The 20,721-nt window shown below is 63.2% G+C and carries 17 protein-coding genes and 2 tRNA genes; 8 read left to right on the forward strand and 11 right to left on the reverse strand.

Annotation, left to right across the window (positions count from 1 at the left end):
• Nucleotides 1-22: 22 nt before the first annotated feature.
• From ACL9RJ_RS24520 to pdxH, 4 genes are all read left to right on the forward strand, one after another.
• Nucleotides 23-2,386: a beta-galactosidase gene (locus ACL9RJ_RS24520; protein WP_177084414.1), complete on the forward strand. Its 2,364-nt coding sequence runs from the start codon at nucleotides 23-25 to the stop codon at nucleotides 2,384-2,386.
• A 148-nt stretch (nucleotides 2,387-2,534) separates the two neighbouring features.
• Complete coding sequence (locus ACL9RJ_RS24525) at nucleotides 2,535-3,680, forward strand: serine hydrolase (protein ID WP_177084416.1); 1,146 nt, start codon at nucleotides 2,535-2,537, stop codon at nucleotides 3,678-3,680.
• A 128-nt stretch (nucleotides 3,681-3,808) separates the two neighbouring features.
• A complete protein-coding gene (locus tag ACL9RJ_RS24530; protein WP_017126269.1) occupies nucleotides 3,809-5,026 on the forward strand; it encodes an OmpA family protein in 1,218 nt (405 codons plus the stop codon).
• A gap of 39 nt (nucleotides 5,027-5,065) precedes the next feature.
• On the forward strand, nucleotides 5,066-5,713 hold the full coding sequence (gene pdxH, locus ACL9RJ_RS24535; protein WP_017126268.1) for a pyridoxamine 5'-phosphate oxidase: 648 nt from the start codon (nucleotides 5,066-5,068) through the stop codon (nucleotides 5,711-5,713).
• Here the strand turns inward: pdxH and ACL9RJ_RS24540 are convergent.
• Entirely contained in the window at nucleotides 5,665-5,943 is a 279-nt protein-coding gene (locus ACL9RJ_RS24540; protein WP_017126267.1) for a hypothetical protein, read from the reverse strand. The genes pdxH and ACL9RJ_RS24540 overlap by 49 nt on opposite strands.
• 173 nt (nucleotides 5,944-6,116) lie before the next feature.
• Between ACL9RJ_RS24540 and ACL9RJ_RS24545 the strand changes: the two genes are divergently transcribed.
• The gene (locus tag ACL9RJ_RS24545; protein WP_042935318.1) at nucleotides 6,117-6,581 is read left to right on the forward strand and encodes a glycine zipper 2TM domain-containing protein; all 465 of its coding nucleotides are present in this window, start codon (nucleotides 6,117-6,119) and stop codon (nucleotides 6,579-6,581) included.
• A gap of 138 nt (nucleotides 6,582-6,719) precedes the next feature.
• Here the strand turns inward: ACL9RJ_RS24545 and nhaA are convergent, their stop codons facing one another.
• Nucleotides 6,720-7,895 (reverse strand): Na+/H+ antiporter NhaA, encoded by a 1,176-nt coding sequence (gene nhaA, locus ACL9RJ_RS24550; protein ID WP_422765771.1) that lies wholly within the window; start codon nucleotides 7,893-7,895, stop codon nucleotides 6,720-6,722.
• Nucleotides 7,896-8,197: 302 nt separating this feature from the next.
• Between nhaA and ACL9RJ_RS24555 the strand changes: the two genes are divergently transcribed.
• Complete coding sequence (locus ACL9RJ_RS24555) at nucleotides 8,198-9,295, forward strand: PLP-dependent cysteine synthase family protein (protein ID WP_177116434.1); 1,098 nt, start codon at nucleotides 8,198-8,200, stop codon at nucleotides 9,293-9,295.
• Between the two features lie 225 nt (nucleotides 9,296-9,520).
• Here ACL9RJ_RS24555 and ACL9RJ_RS24560 read toward each other — a convergent pair whose 3' ends face one another.
• The 5 genes from ACL9RJ_RS24560 to rimO all read right to left on the reverse strand — a co-directional run bounded on the left by ACL9RJ_RS24560 (nucleotide 9,521) and on the right by rimO (nucleotide 13,714).
• The gene (locus ACL9RJ_RS24560) at nucleotides 9,521-10,291 is read right to left on the reverse strand and encodes an SDR family oxidoreductase (RefSeq protein WP_017126263.1); all 771 of its coding nucleotides are present in this window, start codon (nucleotides 10,289-10,291) and stop codon (nucleotides 9,521-9,523) included.
• 126 nt (nucleotides 10,292-10,417) lie between these two features.
• Nucleotides 10,418-10,879, reverse strand: coding sequence for a DUF1456 family protein (locus ACL9RJ_RS24565; protein WP_017126262.1), 462 nt, complete (start codon nucleotides 10,877-10,879; stop codon nucleotides 10,418-10,420).
• Nucleotides 10,880-10,936: 57 nt separating this feature from the next.
• Nucleotides 10,937-11,647 (reverse strand): rRNA pseudouridine synthase, encoded by a 711-nt coding sequence (locus tag ACL9RJ_RS24570; RefSeq protein WP_017126261.1) that lies wholly within the window; start codon nucleotides 11,645-11,647, stop codon nucleotides 10,937-10,939.
• Nucleotides 11,648-11,820: 173 nt separating this feature from the next.
• On the reverse strand, nucleotides 11,821-12,270 hold the full coding sequence (locus tag ACL9RJ_RS24575; RefSeq protein ID WP_017126260.1) for a GNAT family N-acetyltransferase: 450 nt from the start codon (nucleotides 12,268-12,270) through the stop codon (nucleotides 11,821-11,823).
• 106 nt (nucleotides 12,271-12,376) lie between these two features.
• Nucleotides 12,377-13,714, reverse strand: a complete 1,338-nt coding sequence (gene rimO / locus ACL9RJ_RS24580; RefSeq protein WP_017126259.1) for a 30S ribosomal protein S12 methylthiotransferase RimO — start codon at nucleotides 13,712-13,714, stop codon at nucleotides 12,377-12,379.
• Between rimO and ACL9RJ_RS24585 the strand changes: the two genes are divergently transcribed.
• Entirely contained in the window at nucleotides 13,713-14,033 is a 321-nt protein-coding gene (locus ACL9RJ_RS24585; protein ID WP_245222995.1) for a hypothetical protein, read from the forward strand. The genes rimO and ACL9RJ_RS24585 overlap by 2 nt on opposite strands.
• 125 nt (nucleotides 14,034-14,158) lie before the next feature.
• On the forward strand, nucleotides 14,159-16,000 hold the full coding sequence (locus ACL9RJ_RS24590; protein ID WP_017126258.1) for a potassium transporter Kup: 1,842 nt from the start codon (nucleotides 14,159-14,161) through the stop codon (nucleotides 15,998-16,000).
• Between the two features lie 69 nt (nucleotides 16,001-16,069).
• Here the strand turns inward: ACL9RJ_RS24590 and ACL9RJ_RS24595 are convergent, their stop codons facing one another.
• The 4 genes from ACL9RJ_RS24595 to ACL9RJ_RS24610 all read right to left on the reverse strand — a co-directional run bounded on the left by ACL9RJ_RS24595 (nucleotide 16,070) and on the right by ACL9RJ_RS24610 (nucleotide 20,636).
• Nucleotides 16,070-17,350, reverse strand: coding sequence for a virulence factor family protein (locus ACL9RJ_RS24595; protein WP_042935316.1), 1,281 nt, complete (start codon nucleotides 17,348-17,350; stop codon nucleotides 16,070-16,072).
• Nucleotides 17,350-19,992 (reverse strand): bifunctional lysylphosphatidylglycerol flippase/synthetase MprF, encoded by a 2,643-nt coding sequence (gene mprF, locus ACL9RJ_RS24600; RefSeq protein WP_177084427.1) that lies wholly within the window; start codon nucleotides 19,990-19,992, stop codon nucleotides 17,350-17,352. The genes ACL9RJ_RS24595 and mprF overlap by 1 nt, the downstream gene beginning before the upstream one ends.
• A gap of 280 nt (nucleotides 19,993-20,272) precedes the next feature.
• Nucleotides 20,273-20,349, reverse strand: a tRNA-Met gene (locus ACL9RJ_RS24605).
• A 210-nt stretch (nucleotides 20,350-20,559) separates the two neighbouring features.
• Nucleotides 20,560-20,636 (reverse strand) — tRNA-Met (locus tag ACL9RJ_RS24610).
• Between the last annotated feature and the right edge of the window lie 85 nt (nucleotides 20,637-20,721).

Genomic DNA, 20,721 nt, shown 5'->3' on the forward strand with positions numbered 1-20,721 from the left:
CGTTAGGGAGAAAATGATTCATATGATTCGCCGTACGCTGCCCGCCGTTTTTGCTCTGTTGTTCGCCGCGCCGCTGCTGGCCGCGCCCGCCGGTCAGCAGACGCTGTTCAATTTCGTTCGTCCGGCCGATGTGGTGCAGGTGGTGACCAACGGCACCGACCTGCCGCAAGCCAATGCCGAACAGACCGCCGAAGGTGAAGTGCTGCGGCGTGTCACCTTCAGCCCGAGCGCCCAGCCGAGCCTGCGCCTGACGCCGCAGAGCGGTGCCTGGGACTGGTCGCAGTCGGGGGTGATGAGCCTGCGGATCCAGAGTGCCATGGACTGGGCCCTGACCCTCTACGTGACCATCCAGAGCAACGACGGCAAGACCCTCACCAGTCGCGTCGACCTGCCGGCCGGCCCGGCGCAGACCCTGCTGGTACCGTTGCAGCCGTTCTCGCCCCTGAGCCAGGGCATGCGCGCCGGCCCGCCGATGCCGCTGACCGTGGATGGTCAGCGGATCCTGCTGGCGAGCAGCAGCGGTGAGCTGGATCGCAGGCAAGTGGTGTCGGTGACCTTGTCGATGGACAAGCCGAAAGTCGCGCAGAACATCCTCCTGGAGCGTTTTGGCGTGCAGAACGGCGACGATGTGATCAAGGCCGCCTACAGTTCGCTGGTGGACGGCTACGGTCAGTCCAGCCGCGCCCGCTGGCCGGAAAAGGTCAGTTCCGACGACCAGCTCAAGGCCGCCTCGAACAAGGAGGCGCAACAGTTGAAGGGCTGGCTGGCCGAGCGCGAGCGCAGTGGCCTGGACAAGTTCGGCGGTTGGACCAAGGGTCCGAGTTTCGACGCCACGGGCTTCTTCCGAACCGAGAAACATGACGGCCGCTGGTATCTGGTGACGCCGGAAGGTCATCCGTTCTATTCCCTCGGCGTGAACACCGTGAGCGCCGGCGACCAGCAGACCTATGTCGAAGGTCGCGAATGGATGTTCGGCGAATTGCCCAAGGACGGTGAGCCGCTCGCCGGCTACTACGGCAAGGGCGATAACAGTGTCGCCCTGGCTTCCAATGCCGGGCGCGGCTTCAACCATGGGAAATGGTTCGACTTCTATGGGGCCAACCTGCAGCGCACCTATGGCCAGCCTTGTGCACAACCCAAGGAAGGCGAGCCGAAGGTGGCGTGTGCCGAGGGCTTTGACGCCAAGCGCTGGCAAACCCACACTCTCGACCGCTTGCAGGCCTGGGGTTTCAACACCCTCGGCAACTGGAGCGATCCGGCGGTGGGCCTGAACGATCGCGTGCCGTACACCTTGCCGCTGTCGATCGTCGGCGATTACGCCAGCATCAGCACCGGCAGCGACTGGTGGGGCGGCATGCCCGACCCGTTCGATCCGCGCTTTGCCATGGCGACCGAGCGTGCGGTCGCCATCGCCGCCCGGGATCACCGCGACGACCCATGGCTGGTGGGCTACTTCGCCGACAACGAACTGGCCTGGGCCGGTCCCGGCGATGATCCGAAATCCCGTTATGCGCTGGCCTACGGCACCTTGCGCATGACCACCGACGTTCCGGCCAAGCGTGCGTTCCTCAAGCAGCTGCGCGACAAATACCGCAACCAGCAGGGCCTGTCGAAAGCCTGGGGCGTGGATATCCCGACCTGGGAGCAGATGGAGGACCCGGGGTTCGAGGCGCCGTTGCCGAACCCGGAACACCCGGAAATCGAGGCGGACCTCAAGTATTTCCAGAAGGTCTTCGCCGACACCTACTTCAAGACCATTTCCGATTCGTTGAAATGGCACGCGCCGAATCATTTGCTGCTGGGCGGCCGGTTTGCCGTCAGTACGCCTGAAGCGGTGGCCTCCTGTGCACAATATTGCGATGTGCTGAGCTTCAACTTCTACACCCTTCAGCCTCAGGACGGTTACGACTTCAGTCAACTGGACACGCTGGACAAGCCGGTGCTGATCACCGAGTTCAACTTCGGCTCGCGGGATCGTGGCCCGTTCTGGGGCGGCGTGACCGAGCTGTCGAAGGAAGAAGACCGTGGCCCGGCCTACGCAAACTTCCTCAAGCAGGCGGTCAGTGAGCCTTCTGTCGTCGGGGTGCATTGGTTCCAGTACCTCGACCAACCCGTTACCGGTCGTCTGCTGGACGGTGAAAACGGTCACTTCGGCCTGGTCGGTATCACCGATGTGCCGTTCCAGGGCTTTGTCGAGAGCGTGCGCAAGAGCAACCTGCAGGCCCTCGAACTGCTGGCCAAGGCGGCCGAGAAGGCCAAGGTCGACGCCCAGCAAAAAGCGGCGAAGGGCATCGATCATGACGGTGGTGGCGGCAAGGGCCGTTCGGGCAGTGCCGGCGGGGCGGGCGCGGGCCATGCCGGCGGGCATTCCGGCAACGGCCACTGATCGAATTCACAATACCCGGGTAGCCCTGTAGGCACTTTTCCTACAGGGCGATGGTACGAATCGTCCGACCTGTGTCTGTTCCCAAACCGGGCAATCGCTGGAACAATGCACCCCACTTTGTCAGGCGTTAGCCCGGGGGAATTCAAGGGTGCAGATTCAGGGTCATTACGAGCTTCAATTCGAGGCGGTGCGCGAGGCGTTCGCGGCGCTCTTCGACGATCCCCAGGAGCGCGGTGCGGCATTGTGCATCCAGGTCGGCGGGGAAACCGTGGTCGATCTCTGGGCCGGTACCGCCGACAAGGACGGTGCCGAGGCCTGGCACAGCGACACCATCGCCAACCTGTTCTCCTGCACCAAGACCTTTACCGCCGTCGCCGCGCTGCAACTGGTGGCGGAGGGTAAGTTGCAACTGGACGCTCCGGTGGCCCGCTACTGGCCCGAGTTCGCGGCGGCCGGCAAGGAAACCATCACGTTGCGCCATTTGCTCTGCCATCAGGCCGGGTTGCCGGCATTGCGCGAGCTGCTGGCCCCCGAAGCCCTCTATGACTGGCAGGTGATGGTCGATGCCCTGGCCGCCGAAGCGCCCTGGTGGACGCCCGGTGACGGTCATGGCTACGCCGCGATCACCTACGGTTGGCTGGTCGGCGAGCTGTTGCGCCGTGCCGACGGTCGTGGCCCGGGTGAATCCATTGCCGCGCGTATCGCCCGGCCGCTGGGGCTGGATTTTCATGTCGGCCTGCCGGACGCGGAGTTCCATCGGGTGGCGCACATTGCCCGCGGCAAGGGCAATGTCGGCGACGCGGCGGCCCAGCGCCTGCTGCAGGTGACCATGCGCGAGCCCACGGCGATGACCACCCGTGCGTTCACCAACCCGCCGTCTATCATGACCAGTACCAACAAGCCGGAGTGGCGGCGCATGCAACAGCCGGCGGCCAACGGCCATGGCAATGCACGCAGTCTGGCGGGTTTCTACAGCGGGTTGCTGGATGGCAGCCTGCTGGAAGGTGAAATGCTCGACGAGTTGACCCGTGAACACAGCCTGGGCATGGACAAGACCCTGCTGACCCAGACCCGTTTCGGCCTGGGGTGCATGCTCGATCAACCGGACGTCGCCAATGCCACGTTCGGCCTGGGCTCCAGGGCCTTCGGGCATCCTGGCGCGGGAGGCTCGATCGGCTTTGCTGATCCAGAGCATGATGTCGCCTTCGGTTTCGTGACAAATACCCTTGGACCGTACGTTCTCATGGACCCACGGGCTCAGAAGCTTGTACGGATTCTTGCCGGCTGTCTGTAGAATGCCGGCATCAGGCCGCAGGCCGGAACCCTGTGGCTTTTTTGCTTTCAAAGCGTCTGTTTACGTGGCCTTGGTGCCCTTGTATTCCTAAGTGCCCTTGTTTCTCTATCTCATTTTGTGGATTTCCAATGTCTTCGAATAAGTCCCTCGCCCTGGCCATCTGCCTGACCGTTACCGGTTGCGCACAAACTCCACAGAATGCAGATGGAGGCCATTGGTGGTCGTTCGGTTCGTCCGACAAGGTCGCCGAGAAGGACGCGGCCCAGGCCTCTACGGCTCCGGCCGCTGCCCCGGCTCCGGCTGCCAAGGACGCCAAGGCGGTCGCCCCTGCGGTTGCCAAGGATGCCAAGGCCGCAGCGCCTGCACCTGTCGCAGCGGCAGCCGCTGCCGCCCCGGCAACTGAAGCGAGCAGCGGCAGCAGTTGGTGGCCGTTCGGCTCTTCCGACAAGAAGGACGCGGCAAAGGATGCCGTCGCTGCCAAGCCCCAGGACAAGCCCGTGCCCCTGGCGACCGCGGTAGCCGCCGCGACCAACCCGGCTCCCCAGGCCGACCCGGCGACCCACTGGTGGTGGCCGTTCGGCAGTTCGGACAAGGCCAAGGAAACCGCCCAGCCGCCGGTCAAGGCCGTGCCGATGCCCGATCCGAAAATCACTCAGGCCTGGCTCGACGACTATGAACCGCGCCTGCGCACGGCGATCCAGGATTCTTCGCTGAAGCTGGAGCGTCGCGAAAACGTCCTGGTGATCATTGCCCCGATAGACGGTTCCTACAATCCGAAGCGTCCGGAAATGCTGTTGCCCGTGACCCTCGGGCCTTTCTCGCGCATTGCCAAGGCCGTTGAAGGCGATCCGAAAACCGCGGTATTGGTTCTCGGTCACGGCGACAACAGCACCGGTGCCGACTCAGCCCAGGCCCTGAGCCAGCAACGCGCCCAGTCGGTCGCGGCGATTTTCCGCCTCAGCGGCCTGCAGCGCGATCGCCTGATCCTGCGTGGCATGGGCTCGGTGATGCCGCGCGCGGCCAATGACAGCAGTGAAGGTCGTGCCCTGAACCGCCGGATGGAAATCCTCCTGACCCCGCAGAACACCATGGTGGCGTTGCTGAGCAAGTACAGCATTCCGCCTTCGGCGCTGGCACCGGCGACCCTGGTGGCGGCACAGGACACCAAGCCGGCAGTGGCTCCGGCACCGGTCGCGAAGAAAGCGGCCACCACCACCAAGGCCAAGGCTCCGGCCAAGAAGGCAGCGGCCAAGGCCCCGGCGAAGAAAGCCCCGGTCAAGAAAGCCGCACCGGCCAAGGCAGTGGCGAAGAAAGATCCGGCGGCTGACAGCGCGGCCAAGAACTGATTCGCGATTGATTGATTCGGGATTAGAAGGGAAAACACCATGACCCAGTCCCTGGCCGATATGCGCCGCGACTACACCCGCGACGGTCTCACCGAGGCCCAGGCCCCGGCCGAGCCGTTCGCGCTGTTCCACCAGTGGTTTGCCGATGCGGTGAAGACCGAGCAGCCGCCGGTGGAAGCCAATGCCATGACCCTGGCGACCGTCGATGCCGACGGGCGTCCGCATTGCCGTATCCTGTTGTTGAAGGGCCTGGATGCAGAGGGCTTTACCTTCTTCACCAACTACGAAAGCGACAAGGGCCGGCAACTGGCGGCGCGGCCGTTCGCCGCCATGACCTTCTTCTGGCCGAGCCTGGAGCGGCAGGTGCGGATCGAGGGACGGGTGGTCAAGGTCTCGCCACAGGAATCGGATGCCTACTTCCAGGTCCGTCCGCTGGGCAGCCGCCTGGGCGCCTGGGCGTCACCGCAGAGCCGGGTGATTGCCGACCGTACCGAACTGGAGGAGTTGCTCAAGGCCACCCAGGCACGGTTCAGCGACACCCAGCCGGATTGCCCGGAACACTGGGGAGGTTATCGCCTGCTGCCGGAACGCATCGAGTTCTGGCAAGGTCGTGCCAGCCGCCTGCATGACCGCCTCGACTATCGTCTGGTCGATGACGGCTGGAGCCGCTCGCGCCTGGCCCCCTGATCGGGATATTCTGCAGCGGCGGCCTCGAGCCAGCGCTGCAGATCCCGGCGCTTCACCTTCTGCTTTCGGGCGGCGTCGAGACGCTGCAGCATGAACTTTTGCCGTGCTTCGCTGTCTCCCGCTAGCGACAATGCGAGGTCGCGGTCCATCCAGCGTCTGATTCTCATGTACAGCCAGCCGTGGAAATACAAGCCGGCGGCGGTAGTGATGACAATGATGAAGTAATCCATGACAGTCCTTGTGGCAGGCGGGGCGGGCGACTTGAAAGAACGCTACCCTGTCCTCAGTCTTGTTGTGCGCCGGCTGTACCGGTGCTGAATGAAAACCATTTTATCCGCCGGCTGCCGTGACAGAGATCAAGCCGCGGAGTTTAATTGAGTCATGTCCTTTTGGAGTTGCCCTTATGCGTAAGTCTGTTTTGTTGATTGCTTCCTTCTCCACAATGGCCATGCTGCTCGGTGGCTGCACCAACAGCCTGACCGGCGACAGCTACTCCCGCGATGAAGCCCGTCGTGTGCAGACCATCCGCCTGGGTACCATCGAATCCCTGCGTCCGGTACAGATCGAAGGCAGCAACTCGCCAATCGGTGCCGGCGCCGGTGCGATCGTTGGTGGTGTCGGCGGCAGCGCCATCGGCGGCGGCCGCGGCAGTATCGTCACCGCGGTAATCGGTGCGGTAGCCGGTGGCGTCCTGGGTAACATGGCCGAGAAAGGCCTGACCAAGACCCAGGGCGTGGAAATCACCGTGCGTGAAGATGACGGCAGCCTGCGTGCCTATGTGCAGGAAGTGGCGCCGAACGAAATCTTCCGGGTTGGCGAGCGCGTACGTATTTCCACCGTGGGTGGTACCAGCCGCGTTTCCCACTGATCCGACGATCAGTCTGTAAAGGAAAACCCCGGCCAGGGAACTGGCCGGGGTTTTTTGTTTCAGGGGATTACTGCTCGATCGTTCCCACGCTCTGCGTGGGAATGCCGCCAGTGAAGCCCCGTGTCCGTCTCTATGCGATCACTGGGGTTGGCGACTGGCCATGGCTGTCACGGCATAACCGATCAGCGCGGCAAGGATCGAGCCGGTGAGGATGCCCATGCGGTCCATGCCGACGTATTCGCTGCTGCCCGGAACAAAGGCCAGGGAGCCGACGAACAGGCTCATGGTGAAGCCGATACCGCAGAGGATCGCCACACCGAGCACCTGGCCCCAGTTGGCACCGTTGGGCAGTGCGGCCATGCCGGCCTTGACCGCCAGCCAGGTCAGGCCGAACACGCCGACGGTCTTGCCGATCAGCAGGCCGGCGGCAATGCCCAGCGGTACGTGATGGGTGAAGCTGTCGAGATTGACCCCCGTCAGCGACACACCGGCGTTGGCAAAGGCAAACAGCGGCAGGATGCCGAAGGCCACCCAGGGATGCAGCGCATGTTCCAGGCTGAGCAGTGGCGACGTCTCGGAGTTCTTCGTGCGCAGGGGGATGCAGAAGGCCAGGATCACGCCGGCCAGCGTCGCGTGCACGCCACTCTTGAGTACGCAGATCCAGAGGATCAGACCAATGATCATGTAGGGGCCGAGCTTGACCACGCCGAGGCGATTCATCGCGATCAGGGCCACCAGGCAGGCGCCGGCCAGCATCAGCGACAGGGTCGACAGTTCGCTGGAGTAGAACACCGCGATGACGATGATCGCGCCGAGGTCGTCGATGATCGCCAGGGTCATCAGGAACAGTTTCAGCGATACGGGCACGCGCTTGCCCAGCAGGGCCAGCACGCCGAGGGCGAAGGCGATATCGGTGGCCATGGGGATCGCCCAGCCACCCAGGGCCGCCGGGTTGTCCTTGTTCAGGAACCAGTAGATCAGCGCCGGCACGACCATGCCGCCGATCGCCGCGGCACCCGGCAGGACAATCTGCGAAGGCTTGGACAGATGGCCTTCGAGGACCTCGCGCTTGACCTCCAGGCCGATCAGCAGGAAGAACATCGCCATCAGGCCGTCATTGATCCACAGCAGCAGCGGCTTGGCGATTTTCAAGGCGCCGACCTGGGCTACCACCGGAACGTCCAGCAGGCCGTTGTACAGGTACGACAGCGGTGAGTTGTTGATGATCAGGGCCAGGGCTGCAGCGGCAATCAATAACAGACCGCTGGCAGCTTCCAACTGAAAGAAACGCGTGAAAGTGCTACGCAGAGGCAAGGTCGCTCTCCATTGATAAAGTCAAAAGGTGGGACACCCTAACCCGTACCGTTGGTTGTTAAAACAAAAGTTATATTCTTTTTTGTTATAAGCGGAAAATAGAGGTATCAATGGAAGGGAGCCTAGCAGTTGTATGTCCAAATGCGTCTTCACTGTATCTGTGCGGGCTGTAGGAAACTTCCTATAGTTGCTGTTGAGTCCTGGCGGAGCTGTCCGCCTTTTTCCTTCAGCGGTTTGGCCAAGAGCCAGTGGCGCAACAGTTCGTCAGCGCCTTCGAGCGTGCCCGTTCCAACGAGTAACCGATCATGAGCGACAATCGACAGTGGGCCCGGGAAGCGATCCGGATCATCGAGGCCGACTTCCAGCGCAGTGCCGACACCCACCTGATTCCCTTGCCGCTACCGGGCCTGCCGGGCATCGAGTTGTACTTCAAGGACGAGTCCAGCCACCCCACGGGCAGCCTCAAGCATCGCCTGGCACGCTCGCTGTTTCTCTATGCCCTGTGTAATGGCTGGTTGAAACCGGGAGCGCCGGTAATCGAGGCGTCCAGCGGTTCGACGGCGATTTCCGAAGCCTATTTCGCACGCTTGCTGGGGCTGCCGTTCATTGCCGTGATGCCGGCGACCACCTCCCAGGAGAAGATCGCGCAGATCGCCTTCTACGGCGGCCAGAGCCATCTGGTGCAGGACCCGACGCAGATCTATGCCGAGTCCGAGCGCCTGGCCCGGGAAAGCGGCGGGCATTTCATGGACCAGTTCACCTATGCCGAGCGGGCCACCGACTGGCGGGCGAACAACAATATCGCCGAGTCGATTTTCCAGCAGTTGCGTTTCGAGCGGCACCCGGAGCCGAGCTGGCTGATTTCCAGTCCGGGCACCGGCGGCACCACCGCTACCCTGGGACGTTATGTGCGCTACCGCCAGCATTGCACCCGCGTGTTGTGCGCCGATGCCGAGCGTTCGGTGTTCTTCGAGTATTATCAGACCGGCGACGCCAGCCTGCGCCTGGAATGCGGTTCACGTATCGAGGGGATCGGCCGGCCACGGGTCGAGGCGTCGTTCCTGCCCAAGGTTATCGATGCCATGGTCAAGGTGCCGGATGCCTTGTCCCTGGCAGCCATGCATTACCTGGCACGACGCCTGGGACGGCGGGTCGGCGGCTCCAGCGGGACCAACCTGATCGGCGCGCTGATGGCGGCGCGGCAGATGGTCGAGGCGGGGGAGAGCGGCTCGATCGTGGCGATCCTCTGTGATGGTGGCGAACGTTATGCCACCACCTATTACGACGAAGCCTGGCTGAAGGCCCAGGGCTATCGCCTGGACGTGCTGATCGAGCGTGTCGCCGCCAGTGTCGAGCGCGGCGAGGCGTTGCCCGAGGATGTGCTGCGGGCCGGGATCTGATCGGGAGCTGAGGGCCTGATCTGATGGCCCCTTCGCGGGCAAGCCCGCTCCCACAAGTGTCCAAGGCCCTGCCACTGTGGGAGTGGGCATGCCCACAAATGTCCGAGGCCCTGCCCCTGCGGGAGCGGGCTTGCCCATAAGTGTCCGAGACGCCGCCCCTGTGGGAGCGGGCTTGCCCGCGAAGAGGACGGCACAGGCGCCGCATGGAGCTGCTGACCAAGGTATCTACAGGCTGAAACCACCATCCAGCGGGATGATGTTCCCGGTCATGTAGGCACCGGCGGTGCTCGCCAGGCTGATGGCCAGTGCCGCCATTTCTTCCTCGCGGCCCCAGCGCTTCATCGGGATCAGCGCGGTGTCCTCGGCCAGCGCCTGTTCGTCGTTGCCGATATGCTGGGTCATCTTGCTCGGAAAGCGTCCCGGTGCGATCACATTGACATTGATGTGCTGGCCCACCAGCTCGCGTGCCAGGATTCGCGACAACTGGTGCAGGGCGGCCTTGCTCGGCCCGTAGGCATAGGCCTGTTCGCCGAACGAGGAAATCCCCGCCACCGAGCCGATATTGATGATGCGTGCCGGGTTCCGCGCCGAGCCGGCCTTGCGCAGCAAGGGCAGGAATTGCTGGATGCAGTTGAATACCGACGTCACGTTCAGTTGCATCACTTTTTCCCAACCCTTCACCGGATAGCTCTCCAGCGGCGCGCCCCAGGTGGTGCCGGCATTGTTGACCAGGATATCCAGCCGGTCGATCAGCCCGCCCAGGCGCGTGGCAAGCTCCAGCACGCCCTCTTCGGTCGCGAGATTGGCGGCCAGGGCGTGGCAGTGTCCCAGCGCCCCGAGTTCATCGGCGGTCTGCTGGCAGGCCTCGGCATCGCGGGCACAGACGTAGACCGTGGCGCCGGCCTCGACATAGGCCCTGGCGATCATCTTGCCGATGCCACGGGTTCCGCCGGTCACCAGGGCGGTGCGGCCTTGCAGGGAGAAGTAAGGGTGCATGGCGAGTCCTGAACGCGAATAGAGTCGCCATACCCTAGTCGTCAGGTGCCAAAAGTGGAGCCACTATTGCGTGGGGGAATGAGTCGTCATGCCTGCGGGGCCGTGTGGCCGCCGCAGGCCGCGGGATCAGCCGCGTACGCGCAGGGTCAGGCCCTTGAGGAAGTTGCGCAGCAACTGGTCGCCGCAGGGGCGGTAGTTGGTGTGGCCGAACTTGCGGAACAGGGCGCTCAGCTCCGGCTTGGACACCGGGAACTCGGCAGCCTTGAGGATGGCGTGCATATCGTCTTCCTTCAGTTCGAAGGCGACCCGCAGTTTCTTCAGGATGATGTTGTTGGTCACCGGCAGTTCCACCGGCAGTGGCGGACGGCTGTCGTCCTTGCCCCGCTTGAAGATCACCAGGCCGTCGAGGAAGTGCGCCATGACCTCGTCGGGGCAGTGCACAAAACCTTCTTCCTCGTCCTTTTTCAGGTAGGTGACGACATCCGCCTTGGCGACTTCGAAGCCGGTCAGCTTGATGATCTCGACGACCTTGGCATCGCTGATATCGAGCATGTAGCGCACGCTGCGCAGTACATCGTTATGAATCATGTGGGCAGTCCTGGGTGATAAGCGCCGCGCATCTGGCGCGGCGTTGGAATATTGGGGTTAGAACTTTTCCTTGGCCGACAGGTAACGCCACTGGCCCACCGGCACCTTGCCGATGGAGACGCCGCCGATACGGATGCGGCGGATGGACACGACCTTGAGGCCAACGGCCTGGCAGAACAGGGCGATCAGGCCCGGCTGCGGATTTTTCAGGGCGAAGCGCAGGCGGTTCTCGTTCTGCCAGCTGGCCTTGACCGCCGGTAGCTCCTTGCCCTTGTAGGTCAGACCGTGGTTCAGCCGGTTGAGGCCGTGGGCGACCATGTCGCCGGCGACCTCGACCACATACTCCTGCTCGATCTTGGCGGCGTCGGCGGTCAGCTTGCGCAGGATCTTCCAGTCCTGGGTGAACACCAGCAGGCCGCTGGCGTTGGCCTGCAGGTCGGCGGCCGCGGTCAGGCGCAGGAAATGCCCCTTGAGCGGGCGCTTGCCGTAGCGGTGTTCCTCGGACAGGTTGGCGGCGTCGAGCAATTGCAGGGCGTTGTCCGCGCTCATGCCGGCGGGCTGGTTCAGCAACAGGGTCACCGGCTCCGGCGCGGTGGCCTTGGCTTCGGGGTCCAGCTCGACCTTCTGGTTGTCGACCTTGAACTGCGGCTCGTCGATGACTTCGCCGTCGACCGTGACCCAGCCGCCTTCGATAAACAGCTCGGCCTCCCGACGGGAGCAACCGACCAGCTCGATAAGGCGTTTGGAAAGGCGAATGGGTTCAGACATGACAGCGGCCGTAGCAAAGGAGGGCAGTCATTGTACCCGCCTGGCGCCGGTTAAGCCCGGCAACATTTGTCGCAGCACGCGGTTAGGGGCAACTCCCTAGAGGAGCTGGCTTGCTGGCGATGGCATCCTTGAGGTCGCCAAGAGCTTCGCGGGCAAGCCCGCTCCCACAAGGTTCAGCGTTTCAGACGCAGGTGCAGCAGCGGATAAGGCTGCCCCATGCCGTCCTGTTCCGAGCGGCCGATCACCTCGAAGCCCTGTTTGAAATAGAAGCCGATGGCCTGCGGGTTCTGTTCGTTGACGTCCAGCTCGCTGGCATTCAGGTGCTCGATCGCATACCACAGCAACTGCTTGCCCAGGCCCTGGCCGCGGTTCTGCGGGGCGATGAACAGCATCTCGACCTTGCCCGCCGCCACGCCGGCAAAACCGGTAATCCGCTGGCGGGCGTCGCGGGTGCAGATCAGCATGACGGCATCGAGGTAGCGGGTCAGCACCAGGTTCTTCAGCAGTTCGATGTAGCTGTCGGGCAGGAAGTCGTGGGTGGCGCGCACGGAGGCTTCCCAGACAGCGGTCAGCTCGGGATAGTCGCCGGGTTTGGGGGTATGGATGACCGGGTGCTGGTGCATGTCGCCGTTCCTTGTGTGGCGCAGGCCTTGTTATTGAGGCAAACAATAGCCGTAAAAAAGCCCCGCATCTCGTGGAAAGAGCAGGGCTTTTCGATTTTTTTACGGCTTACAGGGTTTCTGCCCAGAGATCGTACTCGTCGGCATCGGTGACCCGGCACCAGACCTTGTCGCCCGGCTTGAGATCGCCGGCACCGTCGATGAAGACGTTGCCATCGATTTCCGGGGCATCGAAGAAGCAGCGGCCGACGGCGCCGTTCTCGTCGACTTCGTCGATCAGCACTTCGATTTCCTTGCCGATGCGCAGTTGCAGGCGCGCCGAGCTGATGGCCTGCTGGTGCGCCATGAAGCGCTCCCAACGGTCCTGCTTGACGTCGTCCGGTACCACTTCCAGGTCCAGGTCATTGGCCGGTGCACCTTCGACCGGCGAGTACTGGAAGCAGCCGACGCGGTCGAGCTGGGCTTCGGTCAGCCAGTCGAGCAGGTACTGGAAGTCTTCTTCGGTTTCGCCCGGGAAGCCGACGATAAAGGTCGAGCGGATGATCAGCTCGGGGCAGATTTCCCGCCAGTTCTTGATCCGCGCCAGGGTCTTGTCTTCGAAGGCCGGGCGTTTCATCGCCTTGAGGACTTTCGGACTGGCGTGCTGGAACGGGATGTCCAGGTACGGCAGGATCTTGCCGTCGGCCATCAGCGGGATCAGTTCGTCGACGTGCGGGTACGGGTAGACGTAGTGCAGGCGGACCCATACGCCCAGGGTGGCGAGGGCTGCGCAGAGTTCGGTCATGCGGGTCTTGACCGGGGCACCGTTCCAGAAGCCGGTGCGGTACTTGACGTCCACGCCGTAGGCGCTGGTGTCCTGGGAGATCACCAGCAGCTCCTTGACGCCGGACTTGACCAGGCGCTGGGCTTCGTCGAGCACGTCGCCGACCGGACGGCTGACCAGCTTGCCGCGCATCGACGGGATGATGCAGAAGCTGCAGCTGTGGTTGCAGCCTTCGGAAATCTTCAGGTAGGCGTAGTGACGCGGGGTCAGCTTGATGCCTTGTGGCGGCACCAGGTCGATCAGCGGGTTGTGGTCCTGGCGGGGTGGCACCACTTCGTGCACCGCGTTGACCACCTGCTCGTACTGCTGCGGTCCGGTCACGGACAGCACGCTCGGATGCACGTTGCGGATATTGCCTTCTTCCACACCCATGCAACCGGTGACGATGACCTTGCCGTTTTCCTTGATCGCTTCACCGATCACTTCCAGGGATTCGGCCTTGGCGCTGTCGATGAAACCGCAGGTGTTGACCACCACGACGTCGGCGTCCTGGTAAGTGGAGACGACGTCATAGCCTTCCATGCGCAGTTGCGTGAGGATGCGCTCGGAGTCGACCAGGGCCTTCGGGCATCCAAGACTTACAAATCCGACCTTGGGGTTGGCCGGCGCGGTAGGGGTGGACATGTCTAACCTCGGTATGGGGATCGCTGCGTTTGGCGGTTTGCTTGAAACCGCTGACGACGGACGGGCGCTTGATGCGCCTCTGATCAAAAAGTGCGCAATTCTAGCGATGGGCGACGCACTTGACCAGCTTTATGGAGGGAAATGCGACGAGTGCTGCGCTATGCTTCGCCGCGTTGCGCCCAGGTGTCATTTTTTGTTTCAAATTGCCGGCAAAAGATTAATCGTCGGCAACTGTAAGAAAATCAGCGCATGCTGCGCTGAAGCAGCTGTACTGATAAACGCTGCACCTGAAAAGCTGCACCAAAAAAGCTGTACTTAAAGCTGCATCTAAAAAGAGTAGCGCTTCTTAGAAGAAGCCCGGTCCAAGTTGTAGTAGGGGAGTAATTGATGGGTCAGGCAGTGAGTCAGGCGCAAGCCGGGCACTCGACGGCAAAGCCGCTGAGTATGCTGGTTGCAGCGGTGGGGGTGGTGTACGGCGATATCGGCACCAGTCCGTTGTACACCCTCAAAGAGGTGTTCTCCGGTGGGTATGGGGTTCAGGTCAACCACGATGGCGTCTTCGGGATCCTCGCACTGATTTTCTGGTCGTTGATCTGGGTGGTTTCGATCAAGTACGTGTTGTTCATCCTGCGGGCGGACAACCAGGGCGAGGGCGGGATCATGGCCCTGACCGCCCTGGCGCGGCGGGCGGCATCGCCGTATCCGCGGTTGCGGGCGGTGCTGGTGATCCTCGGGTTGATCGGTGCGGCGCTGTTCTATGGTGACAGCATGATCACCCCGGCGATCTCGGTATTGTCGGCGGTGGAGGGGCTGGAACTGGCCTTTGACGGCCTGGAACGCTGGGTGGTACCGCTGTCGCTGGTGGTGCTGGTCGGGTTGTTCCTGATCCAGAAGCACGGTACGGCAAGCATCGGCAAGTTGTTCGGACCGGTGATGGTCGCCTGGTTCCTGGTGCTCGGGATCCTGGGTGTGCACGGCATTCTCCAGCATCCGGAAGTGCTCAGCGCCCTGAACCCGATGTGGGGCGTGCGGTTCTTTATCGTCCACCCCGGCATGGGCGTGGCGATTCTCGGTGCGGTGGTGCTGGCATTGACCGGTGCCGAGGCGCTGTATGCCGACATGGGCCACTTCGGTCGCAAGCCGATCGCCCGTGCCTGGTTCGCGCTGGTGCTGCCGGCGCTGGTGCTGAACTACTTCGGCCAGGGGGCGCTGTTGCTGGAGAACCCGGAAGCGGCACGCAACCCGTTCTATCTGCTGGCGCCGTCCTGGGCGCTGGTCCCGCTGGTGGGGCTGTCGACCCTGGCGACCGTGATCGCTTCGCAGGCGGTGATTTCCGGGGCCTTCTCCCTGACCCGCCAGGCGATCCAGCTCGGCTACATCCCGCGCATGTATATCCAGCACACCTCCAGTGCCGAACAGGGGCAGATCTATATCGGGGCGGTGAACTGGACTCTGATGGTCGGGGTGATCCTGCTGGTGCTCGGCTTCGAGTCGTCCAATGCCCTGGCCTCGGCCTATGGCGTGGCGGTGACCGGGACCATGCTGATCACCAGCATCCTGGTGTCGGCGGTGATGTTGCTGCTGTGGAAGTGGTCGCCGATTCTCACCGTGCCGATCCTGGTCGGTTTCCTGCTGGTGGACGGGCTGTTCTTCGCCGCCAACGTGCCGAAGATCGTCCAGGGCGGTGCTTTCCCGGTACTGGCGGGGATTGTCCTGTTCATCCTCATGACCACCTGGAAACGCGGCAAGGAACTGCTGGTGGATCGCCTGGACGAAGGCGGCCTGCCGCTGCCGATCTTTATCGGCAGTATCCGCGTGCAGCCGCCGCACCGCGTGCAAGGCACGGCGGTGTTCCTCACTGCCCGTGCGGATGCGGTGCCCCACGCCCTGTTGCACAACCTGCTGCACAACCAGGTGCTGCATGAGCAGGTGGTGCTGCTGACGGTGGTCTACGAGGACATTCCGCGGGTGCCGACCCAGCGGCGGTTCGAGGTCGATTCCTATGGCGAGGGTTTCTTCCGGGTGATCCTGCACTTCGGTTTCACCGACGAGCCGGACGTGCCCGAGGCGCTGAAGCTGTGCCACCTCGACGAGCTGGATTTCAGCCCGATGCGTACCACCTACTTCCTCAGCCGTGAGACCGTGATCGCGTCGAAGATCGTCGGCATGGCGCGCTGGCGCGAGTCGCTGTTCGCCTTCATGCTCAAGAACGCCAACGGCAACCTGCGGTTCTTCAAGCTGCCGGTGAACCGGGTGATCGAGTTGGGTACCCAGGTCGAGATGTAATCCACCGACCCAAAAAAAGCCCCCGTTGCCTTGTGGCAGCGGGGGCTTTTTTGTTGCTGTCTCCTCGACTTATTCGGTCTTGGTCTGGCGCTTGTTGATCGCATCGATCAGGCGCTTGGCCAGCGCCGGGTAGTTCTCGTCGAAGTGGTGGCCGCCGGGCAGCTCCAGGGCCTCGCCGACGGCGGTCTTGGTGGTGCAGCCGCTCTCGTCGACTTCTTCCTTGCCATAGATGCACAGGACCTTGGCGGGTGGCAACTGGGCCATGTCGGGGCCGGTATCCAGTTCCATGCCGGCTTTGCCCAGCCAGCCATCGACATGGATCTCGAAGCTGCCACTGCGGGCAAAGGCCAGCAGGATGATCGCGTCGACACGCTGCTGCTCGGCTTCCGGCAGCTTGTTGTAGATCGCCGGCAGCACATCGGCGCCGAAGCTGTAGCCAATCAGGATAAAACGCTTGATGCCCCACTTCTGACGGTAGTGCTGCATCAGTTCGGTCAGGTCGACGGCGGTCTGTTCCGGACTCTTGTGCTGCCAGTAGTAGCGCAGCGTGTCGATGCCGACGACCGGATAGCCCATCTTGGCCATTTCGCCGGCGGCATCGCGGTCCAGGTCGCGCCAGCCGCCGTCGCCGGAGAGGAACAGGGTCACGGTGTCGGTGGTCTGGCCGGCCGGGACTTCGACCACGGGGATCGCCAGGCCGCCGTTCTCGTTGCCCACGAGCATCTTGCGCAGTTCGTTGTTCAGCACCTGGGGCAGGTGGATATCGTAGTCGCTGATGCTGGTCTCGGCGTTGGCCTGGTCGCGCACGAAGGCCGCGCTCGGATCGTCCGGGCCATCGTTCCAGGCTACCAGCCAGTGGCCGTGGGCCGCCGACTTGGGCACCGGCGTGGTGCAGCCCGGTTGTTCGAGGGCAAAGCCGACCGAGATGGCCTGGGCCTTGTCGTCGGTCTGCGTGGCCAGCCAGTTCCAGGCCAGGGACGCGCCGGGGCCGATACCGCTGACCAGGGTCGCCGGGCCGGCCAATTGTTGCCGGGCGTTGTCCAGGGCCTGCTGCTGCAGCTTGCAATCATCCTTGGGCAGGATCACCTGGACGATCTGCGCCGCGCCACCACGGCTCAGGGCCGACAGCTGTTTGTCGCTCAAGGCGTCTTCGGCGAGGGTGGCGACGATGACCTGGGCCTTGGGCCTGGTACCGGGGATCAGGCGGGTCAGGGTCGAGCCATCGGCCTGGCTCAGATGTTCGAGAGCGGGTTCCGGCGCAGGGCGGTTCCAGAACCAGTAGCCGGCGCCCGCAAGCGCGGCCAGGACTAACACTATTACCAGTAAAACCCGCCAGGAGCGTCGAATCATCAGCGTTTCACCAATCCAGTCAAGCCGCCCGCGATCAGGGCGGCAGTATCGGCCAGGGCAACCAGCGGATCGAGTCCGGCTGGCACGGCCATGTAACGAGGTTCCCAGTCAGGCTGGAACTTGTCTTTGAAGCGGCGCAGGCCCTGGAAGTTGTAGAGCTGCTCACCGCGCTGAAACACCATCGAGCCCAGACGCTGGGTCAGGGGAGCGCCGCGCCGGGGTTGCAGGCCGGAAAGCGGCACCATGCCGAGGCTGAAGCGTGCATATCCATGATTTTTATAATGCTGGATCAGGCCGACCATCAGGAACTCCATGGTCAGCTTCGGTGCGTCGGGGTGCGAGCGCATCAGGTCGAGGCTGGCCAGTTCATGGCTGTGGGTCTCGAGCAGGTTGGCGAACGCCACCGGGCGACCTTCGAAATGAATGATCGCCACGCGGAAATGGTTGATGTAGTCCGGGCTGAAGCGCCCCAGGGAGAAGCCTTTCTCGCGGACGTTCTTGCCGGTCAGCCAGGCATCGGAAATCACCTTGAGCTCGTCCAGGGGCGCTTGCCCCGGCTCGTAGATCTCCAGGGACAGGCCATCGCGGCTGCCACGGTTCCAGGTGTAGCGCAGGTCCTTCATTTCCTTGCCCTTGGATTCAAGGTCAAAGCGCTGCAGGTCGACCCGGGCTTCTTCGCCGAGCTTGATGGCGGTCAGGCCGATGTCCATGTAGTACGGCAGGTTCTCGGCACGGACCTGATAGAACACCGGGCGCGCATGATGGGTATCGCAGAGGTCGCGGAACTGCCAGATCAGCTCGGCGCGCTGGCGTGCCGGGCCGATCGGATCATACAGCGCCACCAGGCTGCGCCCGCGACGGGCATACATGAGGAACGCGGTATCGCTCGGATGGAACAGGAAGGCCTTGTCGCCGGTCAGGGCCAGGCCGCCATCGGGCTGGTCGGAGGCCATCAGGATCTTGTGGGCGCGTTGCAGTTCCTCTGCATTGGGCTGGTGGATCACCGGGCGCTCGGTACGCAGCAGCCAGGTCAGGGAAACCACCACCAGCAGCACCGCGGCGCCCAGCAGCGAACGCAGTCCGCGTGGGGCATCGCCGTCCAGTGCGAACTGCCACCAGAGTTCATGGCTGTAAGGCACGTCCTGGTAGGCGAACAGCAGCAACCACACCGATGCCCCCAGCACGCACAGGCTGGCCACCAGGTACAGCGGCGAGAACGGCAACTCGGTCAGGCGGCTCGGGCGGTAGAAGGAGCGCCGGAAAATCCCCAGCAGGCAGGCCGTGGCCGTGAGCATGCTGGCTTCTTCCCAGTCGAAGCCCTTGAGCAGCGAGAGCAGGGCGCCGACCAGCAGCAGGATCATGGTCAGCATCCAGGCCGCCGAGAGGCGTCGACGCAGGCCCTGGGCCAACAGCAGGCACAACACGCCCACGAGGCTGGCACCGAAGTGCGAGGCGTCGATCAGGCGATCCGGTACGAGGAAGTCGATACCTTCCAGACGGGTATCGATTTCCGGGGTGGCGCCGGAGAACAGCAGGGCCACGCCGGAAAGGAACACCAGCACCGCGAGGATCGGCGCGGCCAGGCCGGACGCCACGCGCATGCTCTGGCGCGAGGCGATCAGGCGCTGGGCCTCGGTGCTCAGCAGTGTCAGGCAAGCCAGCAGCAGCGGCAGCAGCACATAGATCAGGCGGTACAGCAGCAGGGCGGCGGCCAGCGGGGCCGCGCCCAGTTCATTGGCGAAGGCGGCCAGCAGGATCGCCTCGAACACCCCGACGCCACCGGGTACGTGGCTGAGCACGCCGGCGGCCAGGGCCAGCAGGTACACCAGCAGGAAGGCGCCGAACGGCGGTGCTTCCGGCAGCAGCAGGTACAGCACGGTGGCGGCGGCGGCCACATCCAGGGCGGTGATGACCAGTTGCAGCAGGGTCAGGCGCGCGCTGGGCAGGCGCAGGGTACGGCGACCGACCTTGACCAGCAGGTTGTTCGGGATGGGTTGTTCCGGCAGGCGACGACGATAGATGCCGACGGCCAGCAACGCGAACAGGGCGAGGATCGCCACGGCAATCGCGCCCAGCAGGTAGGCGGGCAGGTGCAAGGCTTCGGCGGCGGCCGGCAGGTTGCTCAGGGTGGCCAGGGCCGCGAGCGGTGGCAGGGCGCAACCCAGCGACAGGCTGGCGAACAGCGTCATGCGTGCGACTTCCGCGGCCCCCAGGCCGTTACGGGCATAGAGGCGATAGCGCACCGAGCCGCCGGACAGCAGCGACAGGCCGATGGCATTGCCGATGGCGAAAGCGGTAAAACCACCCAGGGCCAGGGTCTTGGCCGGCAGATGGACGTCGGCATAACGGCTGGCGGACCACTCATAGCCCAGCAGGATGATAAAGCCGATGGCGGTTGCCGCGATGGCCCCCCCCAGGGCCGGTTTGGGCACGCTGAGAATCGAATCGTGCAGCGCATCCAGGTCGAGTTCGATCAACAGATGACGACAGGCGATCAAGGCAATGGCGAACAACAACAGGGTGACGGCCAGTCCAACGGATTGACGGTACTTGCTCAACAGATCCAGCCAGCGCAAACGGGCGGCTGCAATCGGCTGTGTCGCTGTGACGGTGTCTTGTGGTTCAGACGAGTTGGCGCGCATCAATCACCTCTAGGATTGTGCGCGACAGGATGGGGGTATCCAGCCAAGTTACCAATCCCTATGGACAAAATAATTACAAATATTAACGCGTCTCACCGTCTTGCGGCGACCCACGCCCCGGGGCTGTTGTAGAGGAAGTTTGTTGCGAATTCAGCATAGCCTGTGCAGGCATTGACTCCGGTTTGCGTCGAGGGTTCGTTCTGCATCGGCGCCCTGTATTGAACGACTTTTTCGGCGGATACAAAAAAGGCCACTCTTTCGAGCAGCCTTTTCTGATATTTGGTTGCGGGAGCCGGATTTGAACCGACGACCTTCGGGTTATGAGCCCGACGAGCTACCAGACTGCTCCATCCCGCGTCTGTGTGGCGGCATTCTACAGTCGAACGCCGGGGTGTCAACCGTTAATGATCCAGATGGTCAAAATAATGCAAAAACACTCCGGTGCGTCCCTTTGGAGTGGATAAGTGTCAGACAACCAAGGTTTTTTTCTGATAGAGGGACGCGGAGGAGGGGAGAAACAAGCGGACACAAAAAAGGCCACTCTTTCGAGTAGCCTTTTCTGATGTTTGGTTGCGGGAGCCGGATTTGAACCGACGACCTTCGGGTTATGAGCCCGACGAGCTACCAGACTGCTCCATCCCGCGTCTGTGTGTCGGCATTCTACAGAGAAACGCCGGCCTGTCAAACCCTAATTTCGGAAAACCTCTTTATTGTTCAATCGCTTAGCCC

The organism is Pseudomonas sp. Mn2068 (assembly GCF_049319725.1).
In the GTDB taxonomy this organism is placed as follows: Bacteria; Pseudomonadota; Gammaproteobacteria; order Pseudomonadales; family Pseudomonadaceae; genus Aquipseudomonas; species Aquipseudomonas gingeri.